The organism is Actinomadura luzonensis (assembly GCF_022664455.2).
GTDB classification, from domain to species: domain Bacteria; phylum Actinomycetota; class Actinomycetes; order Streptosporangiales; family Streptosporangiaceae; genus Nonomuraea; species Nonomuraea luzonensis.
In genome coordinates this window covers 799,368-821,632 of record NZ_JAKRKC020000002.1, presented here as the reverse complement: position 1 = coordinate 821,632, position 22,265 = coordinate 799,368, and the positions used below count along the sequence as shown (strand labels likewise).

At 76.6% G+C, this 22,265-nt stretch carries 24 protein-coding genes; 11 read left to right on the top strand and 13 right to left on the bottom strand.

What is annotated here, in order from left to right:
- Window positions 1–30: 30 nt before the first annotated feature.
- Complete coding sequence (locus MF672_RS34020; RefSeq protein WP_242382749.1) at window positions 31–738, bottom strand: SDR family NAD(P)-dependent oxidoreductase; 708 nt, start codon at window positions 736–738, stop codon at window positions 31–33.
- Between the two features lie 82 nt (window positions 739–820).
- On the opposite strand from MF672_RS34020, the gene MF672_RS34015 reads away from it, so the two are divergent.
- On the top strand, window positions 821–1,765 hold the full coding sequence (locus MF672_RS34015) for an AraC family transcriptional regulator (protein WP_242382748.1): 945 nt from the start codon (window positions 821–823) through the stop codon (window positions 1,763–1,765).
- Between the two features lie 124 nt (window positions 1,766–1,889).
- Window positions 1,890–3,368 carry a benzoyl-CoA 2,3-epoxidase subunit BoxB gene (gene boxB / locus MF672_RS34010; RefSeq protein WP_242382746.1) on the top strand — a complete coding sequence of 493 codons (1,479 nt, stop codon included), beginning with the start codon at window positions 1,890–1,892 and terminating at the stop codon, window positions 3,366–3,368.
- Window positions 3,369–3,390: 22 nt separating this feature from the next.
- On the opposite strand, the gene MF672_RS34005 is transcribed toward boxB, so the two are convergent.
- Window positions 3,391–4,263, bottom strand: a complete 873-nt coding sequence (locus MF672_RS34005) for a PaaX family transcriptional regulator (RefSeq protein WP_242382764.1) — start codon at window positions 4,261–4,263, stop codon at window positions 3,391–3,393.
- Between the two features lie 96 nt (window positions 4,264–4,359).
- Between MF672_RS34005 and boxC the strand changes: the two genes are divergently transcribed.
- Window positions 4,360–6,018 carry a 2,3-epoxybenzoyl-CoA dihydrolase gene (gene boxC, locus MF672_RS34000; protein ID WP_247815555.1) on the top strand — a complete coding sequence of 553 codons (1,659 nt, stop codon included), beginning with the start codon at window positions 4,360–4,362 and terminating at the stop codon, window positions 6,016–6,018.
- Window positions 6,019–6,138: 120 nt separating this feature from the next.
- On the opposite strand, the gene MF672_RS33995 is transcribed toward boxC, so the two are convergent.
- Window positions 6,139–6,576, bottom strand: a complete 438-nt coding sequence (locus MF672_RS33995) for a glutaredoxin domain-containing protein (RefSeq protein ID WP_242382397.1) — start codon at window positions 6,574–6,576, stop codon at window positions 6,139–6,141.
- 11 nt (window positions 6,577–6,587) lie between these two features.
- Complete coding sequence (locus tag MF672_RS33990) at window positions 6,588–7,043, bottom strand: DUF1622 domain-containing protein (protein ID WP_308210591.1); 456 nt, start codon at window positions 7,041–7,043, stop codon at window positions 6,588–6,590.
- A 160-nt stretch (window positions 7,044–7,203) separates the two neighbouring features.
- Between MF672_RS33990 and MF672_RS33985 the strand changes: the two genes are divergently transcribed.
- Together MF672_RS33985 and MF672_RS33980 are read left to right on the top strand one after the other, a co-directional pair.
- Window positions 7,204–7,845 (top strand): DUF4142 domain-containing protein, encoded by a 642-nt coding sequence (locus MF672_RS33985; RefSeq protein ID WP_247815554.1) that lies wholly within the window; start codon window positions 7,204–7,206, stop codon window positions 7,843–7,845.
- Between the two features lie 83 nt (window positions 7,846–7,928).
- Entirely contained in the window at window positions 7,929–8,438 is a 510-nt protein-coding gene (locus MF672_RS33980; RefSeq protein ID WP_242382395.1) for a MarR family winged helix-turn-helix transcriptional regulator, read from the top strand.
- Between the two features lie 18 nt (window positions 8,439–8,456).
- Here the strand turns inward: MF672_RS33980 and MF672_RS33975 are convergent, their stop codons facing one another.
- The gene (locus MF672_RS33975; protein WP_242382394.1) at window positions 8,457–9,560 is read right to left on the bottom strand and encodes an ABC transporter substrate-binding protein; all 1,104 of its coding nucleotides are present in this window, start codon (window positions 9,558–9,560) and stop codon (window positions 8,457–8,459) included.
- Between the two features lie 108 nt (window positions 9,561–9,668).
- Here MF672_RS33975 and MF672_RS33970 point away from each other — a divergent pair, with 108 nt between their 5' ends.
- A complete protein-coding gene (locus MF672_RS33970) occupies window positions 9,669–10,019 on the top strand; it encodes an ArsR/SmtB family transcription factor (protein WP_242382393.1) in 351 nt (116 codons plus the stop codon).
- A gap of 22 nt (window positions 10,020–10,041) precedes the next feature.
- Here the strand turns inward: MF672_RS33970 and MF672_RS33965 are convergent, their stop codons facing one another.
- Genes MF672_RS33965 through MF672_RS33950 form a run of 4 tightly spaced genes read right to left on the bottom strand, consistent with a single transcriptional unit; the run spans window position 10,042 to window position 13,455 of the window.
- Window positions 10,042–10,635, bottom strand: coding sequence for a response regulator transcription factor (locus MF672_RS33965; RefSeq protein WP_242382392.1), 594 nt, complete (start codon window positions 10,633–10,635; stop codon window positions 10,042–10,044).
- A complete protein-coding gene (locus MF672_RS33960) occupies window positions 10,632–11,852 on the bottom strand; it encodes a sensor histidine kinase (protein WP_242382391.1) in 1,221 nt (406 codons plus the stop codon). The genes MF672_RS33965 and MF672_RS33960 overlap by 4 nt, the downstream gene beginning before the upstream one ends.
- Window positions 11,849–12,553, bottom strand: coding sequence for an ABC transporter permease (locus tag MF672_RS33955; protein ID WP_242382390.1), 705 nt, complete (start codon window positions 12,551–12,553; stop codon window positions 11,849–11,851). The genes MF672_RS33960 and MF672_RS33955 overlap by 4 nt, the downstream gene beginning before the upstream one ends.
- Window positions 12,550–13,455: an ABC transporter ATP-binding protein gene (locus MF672_RS33950; protein ID WP_242382389.1), complete on the bottom strand. Its 906-nt coding sequence runs from the start codon at window positions 13,453–13,455 to the stop codon at window positions 12,550–12,552. Before MF672_RS33950 ends, MF672_RS33955 begins: the two co-directional genes overlap by 4 nt.
- Window positions 13,456–13,934: 479 nt before the next feature.
- Here MF672_RS33950 and MF672_RS33945 point away from each other — a divergent pair, with 479 nt between their 5' ends.
- Complete coding sequence (locus tag MF672_RS33945; RefSeq protein WP_247815553.1) at window positions 13,935–14,426, top strand: CHAP domain-containing protein; 492 nt, start codon at window positions 13,935–13,937, stop codon at window positions 14,424–14,426.
- A 66-nt stretch (window positions 14,427–14,492) separates the two neighbouring features.
- Here the strand turns inward: MF672_RS33945 and MF672_RS33940 are convergent, their stop codons facing one another.
- Window positions 14,493–15,395 carry an NmrA family NAD(P)-binding protein gene (locus MF672_RS33940; protein WP_242382387.1) on the bottom strand — a complete coding sequence of 301 codons (903 nt, stop codon included), beginning with the start codon at window positions 15,393–15,395 and terminating at the stop codon, window positions 14,493–14,495.
- 120 nt (window positions 15,396–15,515) lie between these two features.
- Between MF672_RS33940 and MF672_RS33935 the strand changes: the two genes are divergently transcribed.
- On the top strand, window positions 15,516–16,154 hold the full coding sequence (locus MF672_RS33935) for a TetR/AcrR family transcriptional regulator (protein ID WP_242382386.1): 639 nt from the start codon (window positions 15,516–15,518) through the stop codon (window positions 16,152–16,154).
- Window positions 16,155–16,183: 29 nt separating this feature from the next.
- Here the strand turns inward: MF672_RS33935 and MF672_RS33930 are convergent, their stop codons facing one another.
- From MF672_RS33930 to MF672_RS33920, 3 genes are read right to left on the bottom strand one after another with little or no spacing between them, the layout of a single operon-like run.
- Window positions 16,184–16,681 carry a DUF4232 domain-containing protein gene (locus MF672_RS33930; protein WP_242382385.1) on the bottom strand — a complete coding sequence of 166 codons (498 nt, stop codon included), beginning with the start codon at window positions 16,679–16,681 and terminating at the stop codon, window positions 16,184–16,186.
- A 5-nt stretch (window positions 16,682–16,686) separates the two neighbouring features.
- Window positions 16,687–17,691 (bottom strand): EamA family transporter, encoded by a 1,005-nt coding sequence (locus tag MF672_RS33925; RefSeq protein ID WP_242382384.1) that lies wholly within the window; start codon window positions 17,689–17,691, stop codon window positions 16,687–16,689.
- Between the two features lie 32 nt (window positions 17,692–17,723).
- Window positions 17,724–17,951, bottom strand: coding sequence for a hypothetical protein (locus MF672_RS33920; RefSeq protein ID WP_242382383.1), 228 nt, complete (start codon window positions 17,949–17,951; stop codon window positions 17,724–17,726).
- 278 nt (window positions 17,952–18,229) lie between these two features.
- On the opposite strand from MF672_RS33920, the gene MF672_RS33915 reads away from it, so the two are divergent.
- The 3 genes from MF672_RS33915 to MF672_RS33905 all read left to right on the top strand — a co-directional run bounded on the left by MF672_RS33915 (window position 18,230) and on the right by MF672_RS33905 (window position 22,254).
- Window positions 18,230–19,804: a PP2C family protein-serine/threonine phosphatase gene (locus MF672_RS33915; RefSeq protein ID WP_242382382.1), complete on the top strand. Its 1,575-nt coding sequence runs from the start codon at window positions 18,230–18,232 to the stop codon at window positions 19,802–19,804.
- A gap of 140 nt (window positions 19,805–19,944) precedes the next feature.
- Window positions 19,945–21,066, top strand: coding sequence for a cobalamin B12-binding domain-containing protein (locus tag MF672_RS33910; RefSeq protein WP_247815552.1), 1,122 nt, complete (start codon window positions 19,945–19,947; stop codon window positions 21,064–21,066).
- A gap of 138 nt (window positions 21,067–21,204) precedes the next feature.
- Complete coding sequence (locus MF672_RS33905) at window positions 21,205–22,254, top strand: C45 family autoproteolytic acyltransferase/hydrolase (protein ID WP_247815551.1); 1,050 nt, start codon at window positions 21,205–21,207, stop codon at window positions 22,252–22,254.
- Window positions 22,255–22,265 lie beyond the last annotated feature (11 nt).

The following is a 22,265-nucleotide window of genomic DNA, read 5'->3' as shown; positions in this document are numbered from 1 at the left end:
GCCAGGCCGCCGGGCGGCGGGGGCCGCCGGTCAGACGATCGTCTCGTGCCGGTCGCGCCGCGCGTGCATCGACCACAGGAGGTCGGCCAGGTCGGCGGGGTCGGCGGCGGGCAGGTCGGGCACGGGCTCGCCGCGGGCCTGGCGGCGCCGGTAGTCGTCGTCGAAGGAGGTGCCGAGGATGCGCGAGCCGATGTAGAGCATGCCGACGTACACGCCCTGCCCGGCGACCTCGGCCGCGAGCGACTGCAGGTAGTTGCGCTGGGCGGCGAGGACGGGCGGCCAGCCGCTCATGTACGGCCGGCCGTGGGCCGCGGCGGCCCCCTGGGCGGTGAGTATCGCGCCGTCGCCCCGCTCCGCCATCGCCGGCAGGAACTCCCCGACCAGGGCCAGCAGGGTGTGCAGGGTGATCTCCAGCCGCTCCGCCAGGTGCCCGGGCGTGAGCTCGACGGCGGGCACGAACGTCAGGCCCGACGGCACGGGGCCGTAGTAGAACGCGGTGGGGTCGCCCACGGCGGCGCGGACCTGGGCGGCGAGCGCCGGGACGTCGCCGCTGCGGCCGAGGTCGCCGGTGATCACGTGGGCGGTGACGCCCTCGGCGGCCAGGTCGCGGGCGAGCCGGTCCAGAGGCTCCCGGCGGCGCGCGACGAGGACGACCTCGTACCCCTCCTTGCCGTAACGCCGGGCGACGGCCTGGCCGACGCCCGGTCCGGTGCCGAACACTGCGATGGATCTCGTCATGCCGACCAGCCAACCCCATCGGCGCGTGGACGATCCATGGGAGAAAGTCCGCGATGCCTTTGTGAGCGTCTAAGGTGGCGGGGTGGACGTCCTGACCGACCTGCTGAACCGGGCCCGCGCGCGCAACGCCCTGGTCCGCCGGCTCGTGCAGCCGCCGCCCTGGGGCATCACCTACGCCGACGCGCCGCCGCTGACGGTCGCGGCCGCGCTGGGCGGGCGGGCCGCGATCCGGGCCGGCGACGGGCCGCCCACGGCGCTCGCGGCCGGTGACATCGCCCTGGTCACCGCGCCGGGCGGGTACACGATCACCGACGATCCGGCGACGGCCCCGCAGTACGTGATCCGCGGCGGGCGCAAGTTCCTGCCGGGCGGCGCGCCGGTGGAGTGGACGGGCCCGGAGCCGGTCCCGCGCACGTACGGCGCCGGCACAGCGGGCGGCCCAGCGGGTGCCACGGTCATGCTGCGCGGCGTGTACGACCTGCGCGGCGACGTGGCCGCCCGGCTGCTGGGCCTGCTCCCGCCGCTGGCGGTGGTGCCGGCGGGGCCGCGCACCAGGGCGCTGCTCGGGCTGCTGTCCGCCGAGGCCGCCAGCGACGAGCCCGGCCAGGACGCGGTCCTCGCGCGGCTGCTGGACCTGATCCTGGTGATCGCGCTGCGGGCCTGGTGCACCCGGCCGGAGGCGGCGCCGCCCGCCTGGTACCGGGCGTTGTCCGACCCGGCGATCGGCGAGGCGCTGCGTCTCCTCCACGAGCACCCGGCCCGCCGGTGGACGGTCGCCGCGCTGGCCGGCGAGGTCGGCCTGTCGCGCGCCGCGTTCGCCCAGCGCTTCACCGGCCTGGTGGGCCGGCCGCCGCTCGGCTATCTCACCGACTGGCGCATGACCCTTGCCGCCGACCTGCTGCGCGACGGCCGGGAGACGGTGGCCGAGGTGGCCCGCCGGGTCGGCTACCAGGACGCGTTCGCGTTCAGCGTGGCGTTCAAGCGGGCGCGCGGCGCCACCCCGTCGGCGTGGCGCGCCGCCCGCTGACGGGCGCCCGGGACAGGCCCCGGCAGCGCGGAGAAGCGCTACACAGCTCTTCCGGCACACGAGCGGACTGTGGCATGTTGAGGGGAGGCCCGGCCCGCACCCGACGTCGCGAGGAGAGCCAGCGATGAGCACCGACCCCCGCACCGGCGCGGCCCCCTCCCCCGCGGGCCCGCTCAGCCGCGTGGACTACGGCGCACGCATCCCCAACAACGTGAACCTGGCCGGCGACCGCCGCCTGCAGCGCGCGCTGGAGGGCTGGCAGCCCAGGTTCCTCGACTGGTGGAAGCAGCTCGGCCCGGCCCTGCCGACCAGGGACGTCTACCTGCGCACCGCCGTCGCCGTGGGCCGCGACGGCTGGGCGCACTTCGCCCACGTCCCCATGGACGAGTACCGCTGGGGCATCTTCCTCGCCGAGCGCGACCCGGACCGCAGGGTCGGCTTCGGCCGGCACAAGGGCGAGCCCGCCTGGCAGGAGGTGCCCGGCGAGCACCGCGCCGCCCTCATGCGCCTGATCGTCGTGCAGGGCGACACCGAGCCCGCCAGCGTCGAGCAGCAGCGCGCCCTCGGCGGCACCGCGCCCAGCATCTACGACCTGCGCAACCTCTTCCAGGTCAACGTGGAGGAGGGACGGCACCTGTGGGCGATGGTCTACCTGCTGCACGCCTACTTCGGCAGGGAGGGCAGGGAGGAGGCCGAGCAGCTGCTCAGGCGCAGCTCCGGCGACCTCGACGCGCCCCGCATCCTCGGCGCGTTCAACGAGGAGACCACCGACTGGCTGCAGTTCTTCATGTTCACCTGCTTCACCGACCGCGACGGCAAGTACCAGCTCGGCACGCTCAAGGAGTCGGCCTTCGACCCGCTCGCCCGCACCTGCCAGTTCATGCTGAAGGAGGAGGCCCACCACATGTTCGTGGGCACCACCGGCGTGCAGCGGGTGCTGGAGCGGACGGCGGAGCTGATGCGGCGGCACGGCACCGCCGACGTGCTGCCGTACGGCGGCATCCCCCTCGACGTCGTCCAGCGTTACCTCAACCTGCAGTTCTCGGTCTCGATGGACCTGTTCGGCTCCGAGCAGTCGGCCAACGCGGGCACGTACTACAGCTCGGGGCTGAAGGGACGCTGGATGGAGGGCCGCCGCGACGACGACCACGTGCTGCTCGACGCCACCCGCGAGCTGCGCTTCGTCGCGGGCGGCCGGATCGCCTCGCGGACCGTGCCGCTGCTCGGCGCGCTCAACCTCGACCTGCGCGACGAGTACGTGGCCGACTGCTCCCACGGCGTGCGCCGCTGGAACCAGGTCCTCGCCGGCGCGGGCCTCGGCGAGCGCCTGTACCTGCCGCACGAGGGCTTCAACCGCCGCGTCGGGGTGTACGCCGGCCACCACGTCACCCCGTACGGCGAGGTCGTGGGCGAGCAGGAGTGGCGGGCCCGCGCCGCCGCGTGGCTGCCCACGCCCGCCGACCGCGAGCTGGTCGCCTCCCTCATGGTCCCCGAGTACGAGTACGGCGCGTTCGCGAGCTGGATCGCCCCGCCGCGGACGGGCATCAACGACCAGCCGGTCGAGTTCGACTACGTGCACCTGGCCGAGGAGGGCCTGCTCTGATCGGTGGGGATCCCTCGCGCCCTCAGTGGCGGGTGGCGGCGTCGTCCTCCATGCGGTCCCACTCGGCCTGCGCGCGGCGGTGCCACCGGTTGCGCAGGTCGTGGAAGACGGCCGCGGCGCGCGGCCCCGGCCAGGCGTGGTCGAGCAGCTCGGCGGGCAGGTCGGGGTCGAGGAAGGGGAAGCGGCGCCACTCCTGCACGAGATGCACCTGATGGACGAACGCCGCCGCGGCCGAGCCCGGGGCGAGGTCCGCGAAGCGCTCGATGAAGCGCAGGTAGCGCTTCTCCACGTCGCCGAGGTCCCACGCGGCGGCGATCAGCGCGGCGGTGTCGCCGATCTCGGCGGCCGGCCCGGTCCAGGCGTGGGCGCGGCCGGTCAGGCCGAGCTCGCCGATCACCTCGCGCACCGCGGCCTCCTTGCCTGCGTCGGGGACGACCCAGAGCGCGGGCGAGGGGGAGCCGAGGCCGAGCCAGGTGAGCCGGGTGCGCAGCCGGTGGCGGAGCCGGCGCTGCGTCTCGGGCACGCCGGCGACGAGGACCAGCCAGCGGCCGTCCCACTCGTGGGGGCGGCGCATGAAGCCGTAGATGCGCTCGGTGCCCTCGCGCAGCAGCCGGTCGCCGGCCGGGGTGAGCCGCCAGCGCGCCTTGCGGCCGTGCCGCTCGGACTCCAGCAGGCCCTCGGCGGCGGTGCGCGACAGGGCCTGGCGGGCGGACTTCTCCTCCACGCCGAGCTCGCCGAGGGCGCCGACCAGGCTGCCCGTCCACGCCTGGCCGCCGCGCGGCATCACGAACTCGCCGAGGATCGTCAGCAGCAGCGAGCGCGCGCTGGCGGAGGTCCGCTCGCGCGGGCGTTCGTCGCGCGGGGCCACCTCGCGCCCCTCCCAGGAGTCCGGCATCGTCACCACGCGCATTCTGCCAGGACGGCGGGCCGCGCCCGTCACATACTACAAACCCTTGACGCTGTCTTACACGGGCGTCGAGGATGAAGGACCATGACCGTCAGCTTCGCGACCTCCCCCGACCGCTACCGCCACTGGACGCTGCGGGTGGACGGGCCGGTGGCCACCGTCACCCTGCGCGTGGACGAGCAGGGCGGCCTGGTCCCCGGCTACGAGCTGAAGATGAACTCCTACGACCTCGGCGTGGACATCGAGCTGTACGACCTGACGCAGCGGCTGCGCTTCGAGCACCCCGGGGTGAAGGCGGTGGTGCTGACCGGCGGCCTGGAGCGGATGTTCTGCGCCGGGGCCAACATCCGCATGCTGGCCCAGTCCTCGCACGCCTGGAAGGTGAACTTCTGCAAGTTCACCAACGAGACGCGCAACGGCATCGAGGACGCCGGCGAGCACTCCGGCCAGACCTGGATCGCCGCGCTCAACGGCACCGCCGCGGGCGGCGGCTACGAGCTGGCGCTCGCCTGCGACGAGATCGTCCTGGTGGACGACGGCTCCTCGGCGGTGTCGCTGCCGGAGGTGTCGCTGCTCGGCGTGCTGCCGGGCACCGGCGGCCTGACCCGGCTGACCGACAAGCGGCACGTGCGCAGGGACCTCGCCGACGTGTTCGCCACCAGGCCCGAGGGGCTGCGCGGGCCTGCCGCCGTCGCGTGGGGCCTGGTGGACGCCGCCGTGCCGCGGCACGCGTTCGCGGCGGAGGTGGCCCGGCGGGCGGCCGGGGCGGCGGCCCGCTCCGCCCGGCCCTCCGGCGCGGCCGGCGTGCCGCTGACGCCGCTGGAGCGCGAGGACGGCGACGGCGACGGCGACGGCGGCGACGTGATCCGCTACCCGTACGTGAGCGCCCGGCTGGACCGGGCCGGCCGCCGCGCCGACATCACGGTCACCGGCCCGCCGGGGCCCCCGCCCGCCGACCCCGTCACGGAGGGCGCCGCGTACTGGCCGCTCGCCGTGACCCGCGCGCTCGACGACCTGATCCTGCACCTGCGCGCCAACGAGCCCGCCCTCGGCATCTGGGTGCTGCGCGCCACCGGCGACCCGGCGCTCGTCCTGGCCCACGACGCCCGGCTGCGCGAGGCGGACGACTGGTTCGCGAGCGAGGTGCGCCACTACTACAAGCGCACGCTGAAACGGCTCGACGTGACCAGCCGCAGCCTCGTCGCCGTGCTCGACCCCGGCACCGCCTTCGCCGGGCTGCTGGCCGAGCTGGCCCTGGCCGCCGACCGGCAGTACATGCTGGAGGGCGTGCGCGAGGACCGCGACGACGGCCCGGCCGCGCTGTGGCTCACCCCGTCCAACGACGGCCTCTACCCGATGGGCAACGGCCTGTCGCGCCTGGGCTCCCGGTTCTGGGGCCGTGACGGCGAGCTGGCGGCCGTCCGCGCCCGGTTCGGCGAGCCGCTGGAGGCCGCCGCGTCGGCGCGGCTCGGCCTGGTCACCCTCGCGCTCGACGACCTCGACTTCGCCGAGGAGCTGCGCCTCGCGCTGGAGGAACGCGCCTCGCTCTCCCCCGACGCGCTGACCGGCATGGAGGCCAGCCACCGCTTCGCCGGGCCCGAGACGATGGAGACCAAGATCTTCGGGCGGTTGTCCGCCTGGCAGAACTGGATCTTCTCCCGGCCCAACGCCGCCGGCCCCGACGGCGCGCTGCGCCGCTACGGCACCGGCCGCAAGGGCGACTACGACCTGACGAGGGTGTGAGCATGCTCGGCGGGACGCCGCTCATCGACGCGCACGCGCACGTCCCCTGCTCGGCACGCTCAAGCCCGCCCGCCTGGGCTGGGCGCGCCGGCGCCCACTCCCGGGCCCGCTCCCGGGCGCTCACCGAGGCGGGCGCAGACGGCTCCGCACCCAGCCGGGGTCGGGGTTGACGTGCGCCTCGCCGTCCACGACGACCGTCGGCACGGTCTCCGAGCCGCCGGCGACGGCGCGCACCGCCGCCGCGCCCTCCGGGTCGCGCCAGATGTCCACCCAGTGCGCCCGCCGGGCGTCGCGGCCCAGCCGGAGCCGCAGCCGCAGGCAGTAGCGGCACCCCGCCCGCCAGTAGACGACCGGCCGGCCGTCGGCCGCGCTCAGCTCGCGCGCCCGCGCCGCGCCGACCGGCCGCGGGAACATCAGCGGCGACAACCAGACGGCGGCCAGGGCGAACACAGCGAACAGCACGGCCGCGGGGACGGGCTCGCCCGCGGCGAGCCGCGTGGCCGCCGCCGCCAGGCCGCACAGCGCCAGCAGCCCTGGCAGCATCCATGCGCGTGTCATGGTCCGGCACGTTATCGGGGGCCGGGCCGGCGCTCCCCCGGCGGGGTCCCGCCGTCCGCCGCCGGCCGCGCGCCCGGCGCGGGGCCCGGCCGCCAGGGCAGCCGGTTGTCCAGCTCGACCTCCAGCGAGAAGCTGAGGAAGGTGCGGATCAGGACGATCAGCGCGAGCACGCCGACGCCCGCGAACGTCGGCGCGACCGCGACCGTGCGGATGATGTCCCCGGCCACCAGGAACTCCAGGCCCAGGAGGATGGCCCGGCCGAGCCCCTGCCGGTAGGCGCGGTAGGCGTCGTGGAAGTGCGGGCGCCGCCGCGCGTCGAGGCCGAAGCGCACGGTGGCGGCCAGCGCCCCCAGCGCGATCATGACGACGCCGGCCAGGTCGACCGCCCGGCCGACGCCCTCGACCAGGGCGGCGAAGTCCATGGGGACGGCGACGACCGGGCTCACGGCGGCGGAGTGCACGCTCACGGCAGGCCACCTGCCCGGGCGCCGCCCGGGCCACGCCCACGCGGCGGCCATCTTGCGTCCTGCAAAGCTTGCACAATGCCATGAACAGGTGGGGTCCCGTCCCGCGTATCTCAGGACGAGCGGCGCCCACCGCCCAGGCGCCGCGGACGGGATGACCATCATGCGCCACGCCTCCGCCGCCGGCCTCGCCGCCCTCTGCTGCTCCCTCACCGCCTGCGCCGGCTACACCCCCACGCCACTCCCCGGCACCGCCGCCCTCGACCCGGCCACCCCCGCGGTCACGGACGCGCCGTCCCCTGCCGCCGAGGCCGACACCGGCACCGTGCAGACCCGGTGGGGGCCGCTGTCGGCGGCCGACCGGGAGCTGGTCCGCAAGGTGCGCCTGGCCGGCCTGTGGGAGATGCCCATGGCCCAGGACGCGATCCAGCGCGCGGGCACCGCCCGCGTCCGCGAGATCAGCGAGGAGATCGCCGCCCAGCACCACGCCCTCGACCGCCAGGTCCGCGACGTGGCCGCCAAGCTCAGGATCACGCTGCCGGTCAAGCCCACCGACCAGCAGCAGGCGTGGATGACCGACATCTCCGGCCGGACCGGGCGGGCCTACGACGCCACCTACGTCAAGTGGCTGCGCCTGGCCCACGGCCAGATCTTCGCCCTCATCGGCACCGTGCGCGGCAGCACCCAGAACACCCTCGTGCGCCGGTTCGCCGAGCAGGCCAACGCCGCCGTGCTCAACCACCAGCGGCTGCTGGAGAGCACCGGGCTGACCACCCCGGACAGCTTCCCCACGCCGCCCGCGTGAGCGCCGCGGCGGCCGGCCCGTCCCCCCGGGCCCCGCGAACCCGGCGTGCCTCGCGCGTCCCGGGAACGTGTACAACAGTCAGCATGGAAGAGCCCTCCCCGGGCCCGGCCGGCCGGGTGGACGCCGAGGATCTCGACGCCGTCATCTCGGCCGTCCTCACCGGCTCGCGGCTGCTGGTGGCGGTCGCCGCCCGCTCCCTCGCCGCGGCCCAGGACCAGGTCACCCTCCCCCAGTTCCGCATGCTGGTCGTGCTGTCCGCGCACGGCGAGACCAAGCTCGTCACCATGGCCGAGCTGCTCGACGTCAACAGCTCCACCGCCATGCGCATGGCCGACCGGCTCGCCGCCGCCGGCCTCATCGTCAGGAAGGTCAACCCGCACAACCGCCGCGAGAGCCTGATGCGCCTGACCCCGGAGGGCCGCCGCCTGGTCGACGACGTCACCGCCCGCCGCCGCGCCGAGATCGCCGCGATCATCTCCCGGATGACGCCGGCGCAGGCCCACGCCCTGATCGACGCGATGGCCGCGTTCAACCAGGCCGGGGGCGAGGCGCCGGCGGGCCAGCGGCACCCCCTGGGCTGGCCCGAGGCCTGACGTACGGTCCGCGCCCGGTCAGCCGGCGCGCAGGACGCGGAACCGGCCGGGCGCCGCCGGGTCCCGGTCGGCCACCTGGACCGGCGCCCAGGCCCACTGCCACACGCTGACGCCGGAAGCGCGGGAGAACCGGATCGTGCCGCGGGTGCCCTCGACCGTGACGTCCGGCCAGGCCGCGGCGGCGCGCGCCCGGTCCGTCCCGTGCGCGCGCAGCACCTCGGCCAGCACGGCGACCGTGTCGTAGCCCTCGTAGGCGACGAACGACGGCTCCTCGCCCAGCCGCTCGCGCAGGGCCGCCGCCACCCGCGCGCCGAGCGGTCCGAACCGCGCGGGCAGGTAACGGAGGAACGGCACCGCCGCGCCGTCCCCGCCCAGCGCCGCCGCCCAGCCGGCGAACTCCGGCTGCCCGGCCGGCGCGCCGATCAGGACGCCGGCCAGCCGCCGGTCGCGGCGCACGGCCCTGACCAGCGGCACGATCGGCTCGGGGTACCCGGCCAGCAGGAGGAGGGCGGTCGCGCCGTCCGCGGCGAGCGCGTCGCACAACGCCTCGGGGCCGAGCGCGCGCAGGTCGAGCTCGGCGACGGCGCCGCCGCGCGCGGCGAAGCGCTCCCGCAGGAGGCGGCTCCCCGACGCCCAGTAGAGGCTCGGCTCGGCCGCCACGGCGACCCGCGTGTGGCCCGCGGCGAGGAGGAAGTCCGCGTAGATCCGCCAGCCGTGCGACTGCGCGGGGGCGAGCCGCGCCACCCGGTCCGCCGGCCGGTCGGTGAGCGCGTCGAGGACCGCCGACGAGCAGAGGAACGGCAGGCCGGCGGCCTCGGCCCGGGCGGCCGCGGCGCGCGCGACGACGCTGTGGTACTCCCCCGCGAGGGCGGCCACGCCGAGGCCCGCCAGCTCGTCCACCGCGGCCTCGGCCCGTGCCGGGTCGGCCGCGGTGTCCCGCACCACGAGGCCGACGGGCCGGCCGCCGATCCCGCCGGCCTCGTCGGCCTCGCGGGCGGCGAGCTCCAGCCCGGCGAGCAGGTGCCGGCCCGCCTCGGCCCAGCCGGGCCGGGTCAGCGGGACGAGCGCGCCGATCCGGACGGGCGCTGCGCCGGGTCCGGGTGGCGTGGATGGCGTGTTCATGAGGCGGCCTCTCCTGGGTGATGGTGGGTCGCAGTATGCCGGGGCCGCCGAGCGCCGGCGGACGTCGCCTATCATTCAGGCACCAGTCGAAGCAGGAGGTGCCCCGTGGTGGCCGCCCGTACGGGATCGTGCTGTGCCCCGATCGCGCGTCAGCCGCTCGCCGAGGACGCGGCGGCCGACCTGGCGGCGCTGCTCAAGGCGGTCGCCGACCCCGTGCGCCTGCGCCTGCTGTCCATGATCGGCTCGCATCCGGACGGCGAGGCGTGCGTGTGCGACCTCACCGACGCCTTCGACGTGACCGCGCCCACCATCTCCCACCACCTGAAGGTCCTGCGCACCGCCGGGCTGATCGACGGCGAGCGGCGCGGCACGTGGGTCTACTACTGGATCGTCCCGCAGCAGGTCGCCCGGCTGGGCGAGCTGTTCACGCCGCTGGCCGCGCCCGCCGCCGCCGGGTGACGCGGGCCCGGCGGGGTCGCCGTCAGAGCCAGCCGCGCGACTCGGCCACCCGCACGGCCTCGGCCCGGTTGCGGGCGCCGGTCTTGCCGATGGCGGCCGACAGGTAGTTGCGCACGGTGCCCTCGGTCAGGAACAGGCGGCGGGCGAGGTCGGCGACGGTCGCCCCGCCGGACGCGGCCCGCAGCACCTCGGCCTCGCGCTGCGTGAGCGGGCTCGGCCCGACGGTCAGCGCGGACACCGCCAGCTTCGGGTCGATCACCCGCTCCCCCGCCATGACCCGCCGCACGGCCGCCGTCAGCTCCGCCACGGGCGCGTCCTTGACGACGAACCCCGCCACGCCCGCCTCCAGCGCCCGCCCGAGGTAGCCGGGCCTGCCGAACGTCGTCACGATCACCACCCGCTGCCCGCGCAGCCGCTCGGCCACCTCCAGGCCGGACATGCCGGGCATCTCGATGTCGAGCAGGACCACGTCGGGCCGGTGCTCGGCCACCGCGGCCTCGACCTGGTCGCCGCGCCCGACCTCGGCCACCACCTCGATGCCGTCCTCCAGCGACAGCAGCGCGGCCAGCCCGCCCCGGACGAGCTCCTGGTCGTCGGCGACGAGGACGCGGATCACGACGGCTCCATCGGGACGCGGGCCCGCAGCAGGTGGCCGGAGCCGCCGGGGCCCGGGCCGGTCTCCAGCCGCCCGCCGGCCGCGCCCAGCCGCTCCGCCAGCCCGGCGAGCCCGTTCCCGCCGCCCGCGCCACATCCAGGGCCGCCCCCGCCGTCGCCTCCGTTCCCGCCGCCCGCGCCACGTCCAGGGCCGCCCCCGCCGTCGCCTCCGGTCCCGCCGCCCGCGCCCGGGCCGCCGGGCGGGCCGGTGCCGTCGTCGCGGACCTCCACCACGGCCGCGTCGCCGTCCACCGCGAGGTCGATCCAGCAGCGCCCGGCCCCGCTGTGCCGGACGACGTTCGTGGCGGCCTCGCGCACCGTCCAGGCCAGCAGCGTCTCGGCGGCGGCCGGGATGGGCCCGCCGGCGGGCGAGACCTCCAGCCGGATCCCGGCCAGCGCGAGGCTGTCCGCCGCGCGCCGCAGCTCGCCGGACAGGGCCGGCGCGCGGTACCCGGCGACGGCGTGGCGCACCTCGTCGAGGGCCCGCCGGGCGGCGCGCTCCACGTCGGTCATCTGCCGGGCGGCCCGGTCCGGGTCGGCGTGCGCCAGCCGGGCCGCGAGCTGGCTGCTGATGGTGATGGAGGTCAGGGTGTGGCCGAGCGTGTCGTGCAGGTCGCGGGCGAAGCGCAGCCGCTCGTTGTCCACGGCGAGCTGCGCCACCTCGGCGCGGGCGGCGTCGAGCCGGGCCAGCAGCCCGCCCATGCGCAGCATCGCCGACGCCGCCATCGCCTCGGCCAGGATCACCGCCGCCACCCACCAGACCTGCGAGAACGGCACCCCGTACGCCAGCAGCGCCCCCACGGACCCGGCCACCGTCCCGGCCAGCGCCGCCCCGAGCGCGGCCCCGCGCAGCACGGACACCACGGCGCTGACCACGAACACGAAGCCCACGTACGCCCACGGCGGGCCCAGCACCGGCAGCAGCGCCAGCGCCGTGGCGGCCACCCCGGCGGGCCACCACGGCGACGGCCGGGCCGCCGGCGGCAGCAGGGCCCACATCGTCCGCACCCAGCAGGTGACGAAGACCGCGATCGCCACGGCCACGAACGCCGCCTGCCAGAGCGGCGGCCGGGCCGCGGCGAACGTCCACAGCGGCCAGACCGGCAACGCCAGCCACGCGCACGACCCGGCCCGGGCCATCCGGCGCCCGCGGCTGAAGTCGAAGGGCTCAACGCTCATAGGGCCCGACGGTAACGCCACAGCGCGAGCGCGACGAACCCCAGCGTCCAGGCGGCCAGCACGGCGAGCGAGGTCCCGGTCGGCGCGCGGCCCTCCAGCGCCCGCCAGCCGAGCGAGCCGACCTGGTAGGTGGGGCTGTACTCGGCGAGCGCGCGCATGGCGGACGGCATCCGCTCCACCGGCACCCACAGCCCGCCGACCACGGACAGCGCGAAGTAGACGATCGTCATGGCCAGGGTGGCGAGCTGCCCGCGGAAGGTGTAGCCGAAGGCCACGCCGAGCGCGGCGAACGGCAGCGCCCCCGCCCAGATCAGCGGCACCAGCGCCGCCCAGGTGCCCGCCGGCAGCCGCACCCCGGCCAGCAGCGCCCCGGCCGCCAGCACGACCAGGACGCTGGGCAGCACCCCGGCGGCGGCCCCGAGCAGCTTGGCCGTCACGTAGCCGTGGGCGGGCAGCGGGGTGACGGCGAGCTGCCGCAGCCAGCCGCCGGCCCGTTCCATGGCGATGGCGCCGCCGACGAACATGGCCCCGCCCATCGCCCCGTACGTCGCCATGGACACCATCGCCCGGCCGGGCGGGGCGACCTCCAGCACCTCCGCCCACAGCAGGAAGAGCAGCAGCGGGAACACCGTCATCATGGTCATCCCGACCGGGTTGCGCAGCGCCCGCGCCAGCTCCAGCCGCACGTACGAGCCTGTCATCGGGCCCCTCCCGTCAGGTCCGCGGGCGCCCCTGAGGTGAGGCTCACGAAGGCGTCCTCCAGGTCCACGCGCTCGGTGCGCACGTCCCTGAGGTCGTCGAACGCGGCGAACAGCGCCCGCAGCGTCGCGTCGGAGTCGCCGGTGCGCAGCGCCACGGTGCCGTCCTGCACGCGTACGCCGCGCACGCCCGGCAGGGCCCGCAGCCGGGCCGGGTCGGCGGCGCCGCCCGCGGCGAAGCGCACCTCGCCGCCGCCCACCAGGTCCTTGATCGCCTCCACCGGCCCGTCTGCGATGACCCGGCCGCGGGCCAGCAGCACCACGCGGTCGGCGTAGGCGTCGGCCTCGGCCAGGTAGTGGGTGGCGAAGACGGTGGTGCCGGTGCGGCGCCGCACCTCCTGCCAGAGGGCGCGGCGGCCGTCCACGTCCAGGCCGGCGGTGGGCTCGTCGAGCACCAGCAGCCGGGGGTCGCCGGCCAGCGCGAGCGCGAACCTGACCCGCTGCTTCTGCCCGCCGGACAGCCGGCCCACGCGCCGGTCGGCGAGGTCCTCGGCGCGGGCGGCGCGCAGGGTGGCGGCCAGGGGCGGCGGTCGGTCGTACAGGCCGGCGACGGCGGCGACCAGCTCGCGCACGCGCACGTCGTCGAGCAGCCCGGCCTCCTGCGGCAGCACGCCGAGCAGGCCGGCGCGGCGGGCGTCGGCGGGCGGGCGGCCGAGGACCGCGGCCCGCCCGGAGGTGGGCGGCAGCAGGCCGACGGCGATGGACAGCAGCGTGCTCTTGCCGGCTCCGTTGGGGCCGAGCAGCGCCACGGTCTCCCCTTCGGTCACGGTGAGGTCGATCCCGTCCAGCGCGGTGACGGGGCCGTGGCGTTTGCGGACGTCGGTCAGTTCCAGCGCGTTCGGCATGGCTTCAGCCTGCGGGAACGCGGCGGCGCCGGGGTAGTGCGACGTGTCAGCCAGGCCGCCGTGACAAACGTCATGAGATGAGGTCGTTACCTGGGAATTACCCATATGGTACGATGGTTGTACATAACGGACGCGAGATGACATAACTCCGCGTACCTGGCGTCGCAGTCTTTACCTTTCACAGGCCCTTAGCCAGGAGCCGTGCGACCGCCTCCCATGACAGCCGCAACGCCGCTGTCACATGCCCACGCACGACACACCGCCTAGGAGCGATTTCCTCATGGCCAAGCAGTTCCTCACGCATGCCCGCACGTCCACCGCCGCCCGCGCCGCGCTCGGCGCCGCCCTCGCCGCCGGCGCGATCGGCCTCGGCGCCGGCGCCGTCGCCCACGCCGACGCCGCCGCCCGGCCCGCCCCGTCACGCACGTCGCCGGCGACGCCAAGGGCCCTCGGGGAACGACTCCCAGGGCGCCGTCAAGGTGACCGCCGCACAGGTGCTCGCCACCGCCCGCGCCCAGGTCGGCACCAGCGAGGACGCCCACGGCGGCGGCACCAAGTTCCAGCGGTGGTACGCCTCCTCGCCGCGCGCCACCGAGACCGCCGCCCGCGACGGCGGCGACACGGCCTCCTACGTGGACGCGCCGTGGTGCTCGATGTTCGTCTCCTGGGTGGGCGAGCAGACCGGCGCCCGCACGCAGGTCGGCTGGGACGCCTACACCGTCGCGCACGCCAAGTGGTTCGAGGCCAACCACCGCTTCGGCACCGCCGCCAAGCCCGGCGCCGTGGTGTTCTTCTCCTGGAGCGGCAGCAAGGACCTCGACGCCATCAACCACGTCGGGTTCGTCGTCAAGGACAACGGCGACGGCACGATCTCCACGATCGAGGGCAACACCGGCAACGGCAAGGTCGAGCAGCGCACCCGCCCGGCCTCGCAGGTCGTCGGCTACGGCTACCCGCACTACGCCGCCTGACCGCCCCGCCCCCTCTCCCGCGAGCGCGCATCCCGTACGGGGTGCGCGCTCGCGCGTTGCGAGGGCTCAGGCGCCCGGCGAGGCGGCCAGGAACCGGGCGATCCGGGCGGCCCCCGTCCGGGCCAGCCAGGTGCGCAGGTCCATCAGGCCAGGGTGCAGGGCGCGGGTGAAGGCCACGTCGGCCCGGTAACCGCGCTCGTTCAGCCAGACATAGGCGCGCGCGAACTCCTCACCGGCCCGGGCGATCACCTCGATCGGGATCTGCACGTACGGCAGCGGCCGGCCGACGGCCGCCGAGACGGCGGCGGCGATGGCGCGCGGGGTCAGCTCGTCGCCGGCCAGGTCCACCGTCCGCCCGATCCACTCGCCCGGCCGGGCGAAGGCCAGCGCGGCGATCGCGCCGACGTCGTCGACCGCCATGATCTGCTGCGGCACGTCGGCGGCGAACGCGGCCGACACCGTGCCGCCGCTCAGGTGGTAGGCGCCGGTGTAGTTCTCCATGAACGACACCGGGCGCAGCACGGTCGCGGGCAGCCCGAGCCGCGCGAGATGCCGCTCGACGCGCCACTTGCTGACCGTGTTCTGCGGCAGCACCTCGGTGTCGTGCCGGCCCGCGCCGGCGAGCGAGGCGTAGACCAGGTGCTCCACGCCGGCGGCGTGCGCCGCGTCGGCGACGTTGCGGCCCCAGCGCACCTCGTCCTCGGCGGTGAAGCCCGGCGGGGTGCCGGGCGAGCCGACGGTGGGCTGCACGCTGAACAGGCCGTACGCGCCCTCGGTCGCGGCGGCGAGCGAGGCGGCGTCGTCCAGCTCCGCCCGTACGGGTTCCGCGCCGGCCCTGGCCAGCGCCCGGGCCGCCGGGCCGGCCGGGTCGCGCGTCAGGGCGCGCACCCGCCAGCCGGCGGCGAGCAGGTGCCTCGCCACGGCCCCGCCCTGCGCCCCGGTCGCTCCGGTCACCACGATGGTCTTCACTGCTCACGCACTCCAGTCGGTAGGCATGCGGCGGGGCGCCCGGCTAAACGGGGTGGCCCTCCGGTTTCGTTCCGCTACGATATGGAGGGCCACCCCGTTTAGCAAGCCGCCGGAGACCCCATGCCGACACCCGACCCCCGCCCGGCCCCGCCCGCAGGCCGCGCCACGACGGCCGGGGCCGCCCGGCCGATGCGGGCCGACGCGCGGCGGAACCACGACCGCCTCCTGGCCGCCGCCGCGGAGGCCGTCGCCGAGCAAGGGGCGGAGGCGTCACTGGAGGAGATCGCCCGCCGGGCGGGCGTCGGCTCGGCCACGCTGCACCGGCACTTCCCGTCCCGGCAGCGGCTCCTGGAGGCGCTCTTCCGCGGCAAGGTCGAGGCCCTGTGCGCCGCCGCCGGCGAGCTGGCCGCGCGGCTCGCCCCCGGTCCGGCGCTGGACGCCTGGCTACGCGCGGTGGCCGCGCACGCCGTGTCCAACCGGGGGCTGGCCGCCGCCCTGCTGCGCGGCGGCCAGGACGGCGATCCCACGCTGGGCGCCACCTGCCACACCATGATCACCGAGACGGGCGCGGACCTGCTGGCCCGCGCCCGCCGGGCCGGCGCCGTCCGCCCCGAGGTCGGGGTGACGGACCTGCTGAAGCTGGTCAACGCCATCGCCCTGGCCGCCGAGGGCGAGCCGGACGGCGCGGCCCAGGCCGAGCGCCTGCTCACCCTCGCGCTGGACGGCGTGCGCCCGCCCGGCGACAGTCCCGGGCGGTGAGGGCGCCGCGGCCGGTGCGGGCGGTCCGCTCAGCCCTTCTTCAGCGGACCGACGCGGATGAGGCCGTGGTCGCAGACGCGGTCGGCCTTGAACGGGATGTCGAGGAAGGCCCGCTCGTCCGGCGGGATCACCAGGAGCCCGCTGGGGGCGGGGCAGCTCGTCTCGGCGCCGGTCTCGACCGCGCCCCAGTGCAGCCGCGCGACGGCCCTGCCGCCCGGGGCCAGGACGACGCGGGGCCCGGCCGGGCCGTCCCTGCGGACGCGGGTGGTCAGCGCGTCGCGGTGCGCGTCGATCATGATGAGGCCGACGAAGCCGCGCGTCCAGCAGCTCCGGCCCGAGACGTTGGTCAGCACGAGCGGGGCGAAGCGGTTGCCCGCGGCCGGGTCGATCCTGCCCACCTGGGCCTTCAGCCGGCCCGCCGTGCACTGGACCGGCTGCGCCTCGGCTTGAGCCCCGGCGGCCTGGGCGGGGACGGTCGCGGCGGCGATCGTGCCGAGCATCGCTCCTGTCACGATTAATGCCTTCATGCCTTTCACGGTAAGCCCGCCTCCGACCCGGCGGGCGCGGACGGGCGGGCTGGTGCGGCGGCCCGGGCAGTGGTGGCGGTGCGGGCGGCGGTGGCGGTGCGGGCGAGCAGGGCGCCGGAGAGCACGACCAGGCCGCCCACGATCTGGAACGCGCCGAGCGTCTCGCCGGCCAGGGCCCAGGCGGCCAGCGCGCCCGCGATGACCTCCAGCGACGCCACCGTGGCGCCCACGGCGGCCGAGAGGCGGCGCACCGCGTGCACGCCCAGCACGTACCCGATCACCGTGGCGACCAGCACCATCCACAGGTACGCCGCCAGCACCGGCAGCGGGTGCCCACCGGCGCCCGGCACCAGGGGGGCGGGGGCGGCGGAGGTGGTGAAGGCGGTCCACGGGATGTCCCAGGGCCGGGCGAACGGGATCAGCACGACGGCCGCGCCGGTCATGCCCCAGGCGACGAGCCCGAGCGGGTGCACGTCGTCGCCGAAGCCATCGTTCATCAGGAAATATCCGGCGGAGCACGCGGCGGCGAGCAGCCCCAGCAGCAGGCCGAGCGCGTCCAGCCGCACCTCCTGCCACACCTCGGCGACGACCGCGAGCCCCGCGATCGCGACGACCGCCCCGGCGTACGCGCCCCGCCCCGGCCGGCCCCGCCTGACCAGCCGCACCCAGGCCACCACCAGCACCGGCGCCAGGTAGACCAGCAGCAGCGCGATCCCCACCGGCAGCCGGGTGATCGCGGCGAAGTACAGCGACTGCACCCCGGCCACGGCCATGACCGCGTACAGCGCGAAGAACGGCAGCCGGGCTCGCCGGATCCGCAGCGCGGCCGGCCGGACCACCGCCAGCACCGCCACCAGCAGCAGCCCCGCGCCCGCCATGCGGGCCCACACCGTCTCGAACGGCGTGAGCCCGGCCGCGACGAGGTATTTCGCCATCGGCCCCGAGAACGCGAAGCAGCCCGAGGAGCCCAGGGCGAGCGCGAGTCCCGCGTGCCTCGTCGCGCCGGTCACCTCTCCGTGCCACCTCTCCCTGTCAGCAGCGTTCAGGAGGTTGGAGACTGACATGCCGGGTGTCGCGGGCGCAACGCGTTATCCGCGTCAGGCGATGCGGGCGGGATGAGGGTGTCCTCGCCCGTCGCCTCGGCCGCCAGCAGATTGCGGGTGGAGGTGCCGAAGAACTCCAGCATCGCCTCCCGCTCGAACGACGGCGAGTTCGACCCGTCCACCACCACCCGCGCCCCGGTCAGTCCTTCGCCGGTGAGCGTGTTCACGCCGGTGTTCGGCGAGGCCGCCACCGCCTCGTGCCCGTGCTCGCCCAGCTTCGCCTCCTGTCCTCACGGAGCCCCGCGCGGACGAATCGTCCCGGAATCCACCATGTGACGCACACGAGACAGGATCGATGGTTGGTGGCGTGCCTGCCGCGCTCCACGGCCCGCCGGCCGGGATGGCACAAAAATGGCGAAAAGCCGATTCGCCATCGAGAAAGCCATGTACCTCCCGTCACTAGAGTGAAGATCTCGCAGATGGTCGCGGACGGGGCAGGTTCGGCATGGCAGAGGGGGACACGCCGTACCCGATGGTGGTCGTCGGCGCCTCCGGCGTCGTCGAGCGCGCGAACGCGGCGGCCCGGTCGCTGCTGGGCGGCGTGCCCCCGGACGCGCGGATCGCCCCGGTATGGCTCGTGCGGGCGCATCGCGGCCTCGTCGCGGGCGGGCCCGCGCGGCCGGTGCTCGGGCCGGTCGGCGAGCGGGTGTTCGAGGCGCATCCCGTCGAGGTCGGCGACGCCGGGCACGTCACCTGGTGGCTGGTGGACGTCACCGCCCGGGAGCGGGCCGCCGAGGCGCTGCGGGCCGAACGGGACTCGCTGGCGGCCGTGGTGGAGACCTCCAGCGAGCTGCTGTCCTCGCTGAACCTGGACCGCTGCGTGGAGGTGGCGGCGCGGCTGGCGGCGCGGCACCTGGCCGACGCCGCCCGGGTGGTCGTGCCGCGCTGCGGCCACCGCTACGAGGTGGCCTGCTGCGAGGCGGGCGGCGAGCCGGTCCGCCGGGACCTGACCGTCGATCCCGGCACGATGCCGGGCCTGGCCGAGGCGTTGCGGGGCTTCCCGCCGGTGCCGGCCCGCTGGGTCGATCCGGCGGAGGCGCCGGGATGGGTGACGCGCGGCGCGCCCGCCGGGATCGGCTCCATAGCGGTGCTCGGGCTGCCCGGCCACGGGCTGTCGGCGGGCGCGCTGATCCTGCTGCGCCGCGCGGAGGAGCCCGGGTTCTCCCCCGCCGAGGAGCTGTTCGTCCCGCTGTTCACCGCCCGCGCCGGCACCGCGCTGTCCATCGCCCGCCTGTACGCCGAGCAGTCGGCGATCACCGAGACGCTGATGGCCGACCTGCTGCCGCCGGTGATGTCGCGGCTGGACGGCGTGGAGGTGGCGGCCCGCTACCGGGCGGCGGGCGACAGCGCGCAGGTCGGCGGCGACTTCTACGACGTGCACGCGGCCGCCGGCGTGGGCCGGGAGTCGCTGGTGGTGCTCGGCGACGTGTCCGGCAAGGGACTGGAGGCCGCGGTGCTCACCGGCAAGATCCGCAACACGCTGCGCGCCCTGCTGCCGCTCGCCGACGACCACCAGCGGGTGCTGGAGCGCCTGAACGAGGTGCTGCTCGCCGGCGACAGCCCGCGGTACGTCACGCTCGTGCTGGCCGGGGTGGAGCGCCGCGGCACGCGGGTCGCGCTGCGGCTGACCAGCGCGGGGCACCCGCCGCCGATGATCGTGCGCCGGGACGGCCGGGTGGAGGAGGCCCGCACCCAGGGCACCCTGATCGGGCTGCTGGAGCAGGTCACCAGCGTCACCCAGGAGGTGCTGCTGGAGCCCGGGGAGAGCTGCCTGCTCTACAGCGACGGCGTCATCGAGGCGCGGGGCGGGCCGCTCGGCGACGAGCTGTTCGGCGACGAGCGGCTGCAGGCGGAGCTGCGGCACTGCGCGGGCATGCCGGCCGACGCCCTGGCCGAGCGGGTGCAGATGCTGGCCGCGCAGTGGGCGGGCGGGGGCGAGCACGACGACGTGGCGATCGTCGCCGTCGCGGCGCCCCGCGAGGTGCTGCTGGACGTGGCCGCCGCGGACGGCCCGCCGTGACGGGCCCGGAGGAGGGGCGCGCGGAGGGGCGGCCCCCGGAGGGGCGGCCCCCGGAGGAGGGGCCCCCGGAGGGGCGGCCCCCGGAGGAGGGGCCCCCGGAGGGGCGGCCCCCGGAGGAGGGGCGTGCGGAGGGGCGGCGCGTGGTGGAGCGGTGCGCGGGGGCTTTGTGGGAGGCGGCGATCGCCGGCGACGAGTACGCGGCGGTCGACGCGGCCATCGCCGCGGTGGAGGCGGGCGTGCCCGTCGAGACCATGATCCTGGACGTGGTGGCCGCCGTGCAGGCGCGGGTGGGCCAGGCGTGGGCGGACAACGTGATCACGGTCGCGCAGGAGCACACGGCGACCGCCGTCAACGAGAGCGTGCTGGTCGTCGTCGCCGCCCATCCGGCCGCGCGGGAGCACCTGCCGGCGCCGGACAAGGGCCGGATCTGCGTGGCGTGCGTGGACGGCGAGTGGCACACGTTCCCCGTCCGGCTGCTGGCCGAGGTGCTGCGGCTGCGCGGCTGGCGGGTGGACTACCTGGGCGCGCACGTGCCCACCCCGCATCTCGTCGTGCACCTGCACAGGACCGGGCCGGACACGGTGGCGCTGTCCAGCTCGATCGCGACCCGGCTGCCGGCGGCGCACGGGGCGATCACCGCGTGCCAGGCGGCGAGCACGCCGGTGCTGGTCGGCGGCGCGGCGTTCGGCCCGGACGGCCGCTACGCCCGCCTGCTCGGCGCGGACGCCTGGGCGCCGGACGCCCGCGCCGCCGCCGAATTGCTGGACCGCGGCCCGCTCCCGCGCCGCGCCGGAACGGAGGCGGGGACAGGGGCGGGGACGGGGGCGGGGGCGGGCACGGTGGCCGGCCGCGAGTACGTCGTGCTCGGCGAACGCACCCCCGACCTGGTCAGAGGCGTCATGGACGAGCTGCGCCGCCACACGCCCGCCGACGGGCCCGACGGCGCACCCGATGGCGGGCCGGCCGCCGGGCCCCGCGACCGCCGGCTGCCTGGCTACACGGCCGAGGACGTGGCGTCGATCGTCGACTTCCTGCGCGCCGCCGCGTACGTCGAGGACCCCACCCTGTTCACCTCGTTCGCCGGCTGGATGGCCCGGATGCTGACCGCCCGCGGCGTGCCCGAGCCGGCCCTGCCCGCCGCCCTGGACGCGATGGCGGCCCGCCTGGCGGACCTGCCGCACGCCCGCGCCGCGCTCGCCCGCGCCCGCGGAGCTGCGCCCGCCGGGGTCCGCCGAGCGGGCCGTGGACGCCCTGGGCGCTGATCGCCCCGTCGGCGGCCGCGATGCCCGGGTTCCTCGTGCACCCGAGCCGCGGGACAACGGCTTCGCCGGCTGCGCTGGGTGGCCGCGGCTCGCCGACACCACGGCCGGCGCTCCGGCGGGTCGCCTAGCATCGACGAGATGACCGAGATGACGATCGTCGAGTGCGCGGGCGGCCCGCGCGAGCTGGGGCGGGCGCACGGCGAGCAGGCGCGCGCCGCCGTACGGCGGGCGCGGGAGGCGTGGCGCGAGGCCACGGCCGGCTCCGGCGTGGCCGAGCTGGTGGGCGGGTCGCCGCTGCTCGGCACCGTCCAGCGGCTCATGCCGGACCTCGCCGAGGAGCTGCGCGGCATCGCCGAGGGCGCGGGCGTGCCCTTCGCGGACGTCGCGGCCTACAACTGGATGGACGAGGGCTGGTGGATGCGCCGCCGGCACCTGCGGGAGCACGGCTGCAGCGTGGTGGGCGCCGAGCGCGCCCCCGGCGGCCCCTACCTGGCGCAGAACATGGACCTGCCGGCGTTCATGGACGGCTCCCAGCTCGTGCTGCGGCTGCGCCCGGCGGGCGGGCCCGAGCAGCTCGTGCTGACCTCGGCCGGGCTGCTCGCGCTGACCGGCGTCAACGCGGCGGGCGTCGCGGTCTGCGTCAACACGCTCGGCATGCTGACCGGCGACCCGTACGGGCTGCCGGTGGCCGCGATGATCCGCGGCGTCCTGGCCCGCCGCGACCGCGCCGCCGCCGTCGGGTTCCTGCGCGCGGCCGGGCACGCCAGCGGCCAGCACTACGCCGTCGGCGACGCCACGGGCCTCGACAGCCTGGAGTGCTCGGCGGCCGGGGCGGTGCCGGTGCCGCTGCGCGAGGGCCGCCTCGTGCACACCAACCACCCGCTGGCCAGCGCCGACCTCGACCCGGACGCGCTGCGCAAGCTGCGCGACACGGGCCGGGTGCGCGACTCGGAGAACCGGCTGCGGTTCCTGGAGGGCACGCTGCGCCCGGACGGCACGCGGGACGAGGCCGAGGCGATGCTCGCCGACGACACGGTGCCGATCTGCGTCCCGGGCGTGCCGGACTGGCCGACCAGGACGTTCGGGTCGGTCTCGTACGAGCTGGGCGGCCCGGAGCCGCGCGTCCGCGTCAGGCCCGGCCTGCCGGGACGGGCGCAGTGGCTCGAACCCGGCTGGACGGCCGCCTGAGCCCCGGGCGG

Bases quoted from the DNA above. Each gene is read 5' to 3' on its own strand.
- MF672_RS34020 (WP_242382749.1), bottom strand. From the start codon at position 738: ATGACGAGATCCATCGCAGTGTTCGGCACCGGACCGGGCGTCGGCCAG.
- boxB (WP_242382746.1), top strand. From the start codon at position 1,890: ATGAGCACCGACCCCCGCACCGGCGCGGCCCCCTCCCCCGCGGGCCCG.
- MF672_RS34005 (WP_242382764.1), bottom strand. From the start codon at position 4,263: ATGCCGGACTCCTGGGAGGGGCGCGAGGTGGCCCCGCGCGACGAACGC.
- boxC (WP_247815555.1), top strand. From the start codon at position 4,360: ATGACCGTCAGCTTCGCGACCTCCCCCGACCGCTACCGCCACTGGACG.
- MF672_RS33995 (WP_242382397.1), bottom strand. From the start codon at position 6,576: ATGACACGCGCATGGATGCTGCCAGGGCTGCTGGCGCTGTGCGGCCTG.
- MF672_RS33985 (WP_247815554.1), top strand. From the start codon at position 7,204: ATGCGCCACGCCTCCGCCGCCGGCCTCGCCGCCCTCTGCTGCTCCCTC.
- MF672_RS33980 (WP_242382395.1), top strand. From the start codon at position 7,929: ATGGAAGAGCCCTCCCCGGGCCCGGCCGGCCGGGTGGACGCCGAGGAT.
- MF672_RS33975 (WP_242382394.1), bottom strand. From the start codon at position 9,560: ATGAACACGCCATCCACGCCACCCGGACCCGGCGCAGCGCCCGTCCGG.
- MF672_RS33960 (WP_242382391.1), bottom strand. From the start codon at position 11,852: ATGAGCGTTGAGCCCTTCGACTTCAGCCGCGGGCGCCGGATGGCCCGG.
- MF672_RS33955 (WP_242382390.1), bottom strand. From the start codon at position 12,553: ATGACAGGCTCGTACGTGCGGCTGGAGCTGGCGCGGGCGCTGCGCAAC.
- MF672_RS33950 (WP_242382389.1), bottom strand. From the start codon at position 13,455: ATGCCGAACGCGCTGGAACTGACCGACGTCCGCAAACGCCACGGCCCC.
- MF672_RS33935 (WP_242382386.1), top strand. From the start codon at position 15,516: ATGCCGACACCCGACCCCCGCCCGGCCCCGCCCGCAGGCCGCGCCACG.
- MF672_RS33930 (WP_242382385.1), bottom strand. From the start codon at position 16,681: ATGAAGGCATTAATCGTGACAGGAGCGATGCTCGGCACGATCGCCGCC.
- MF672_RS33915 (WP_242382382.1), top strand. From the start codon at position 18,230: ATGGCAGAGGGGGACACGCCGTACCCGATGGTGGTCGTCGGCGCCTCC.
- MF672_RS33905 (WP_247815551.1), top strand. From the start codon at position 21,205: ATGACCGAGATGACGATCGTCGAGTGCGCGGGCGGCCCGCGCGAGCTG.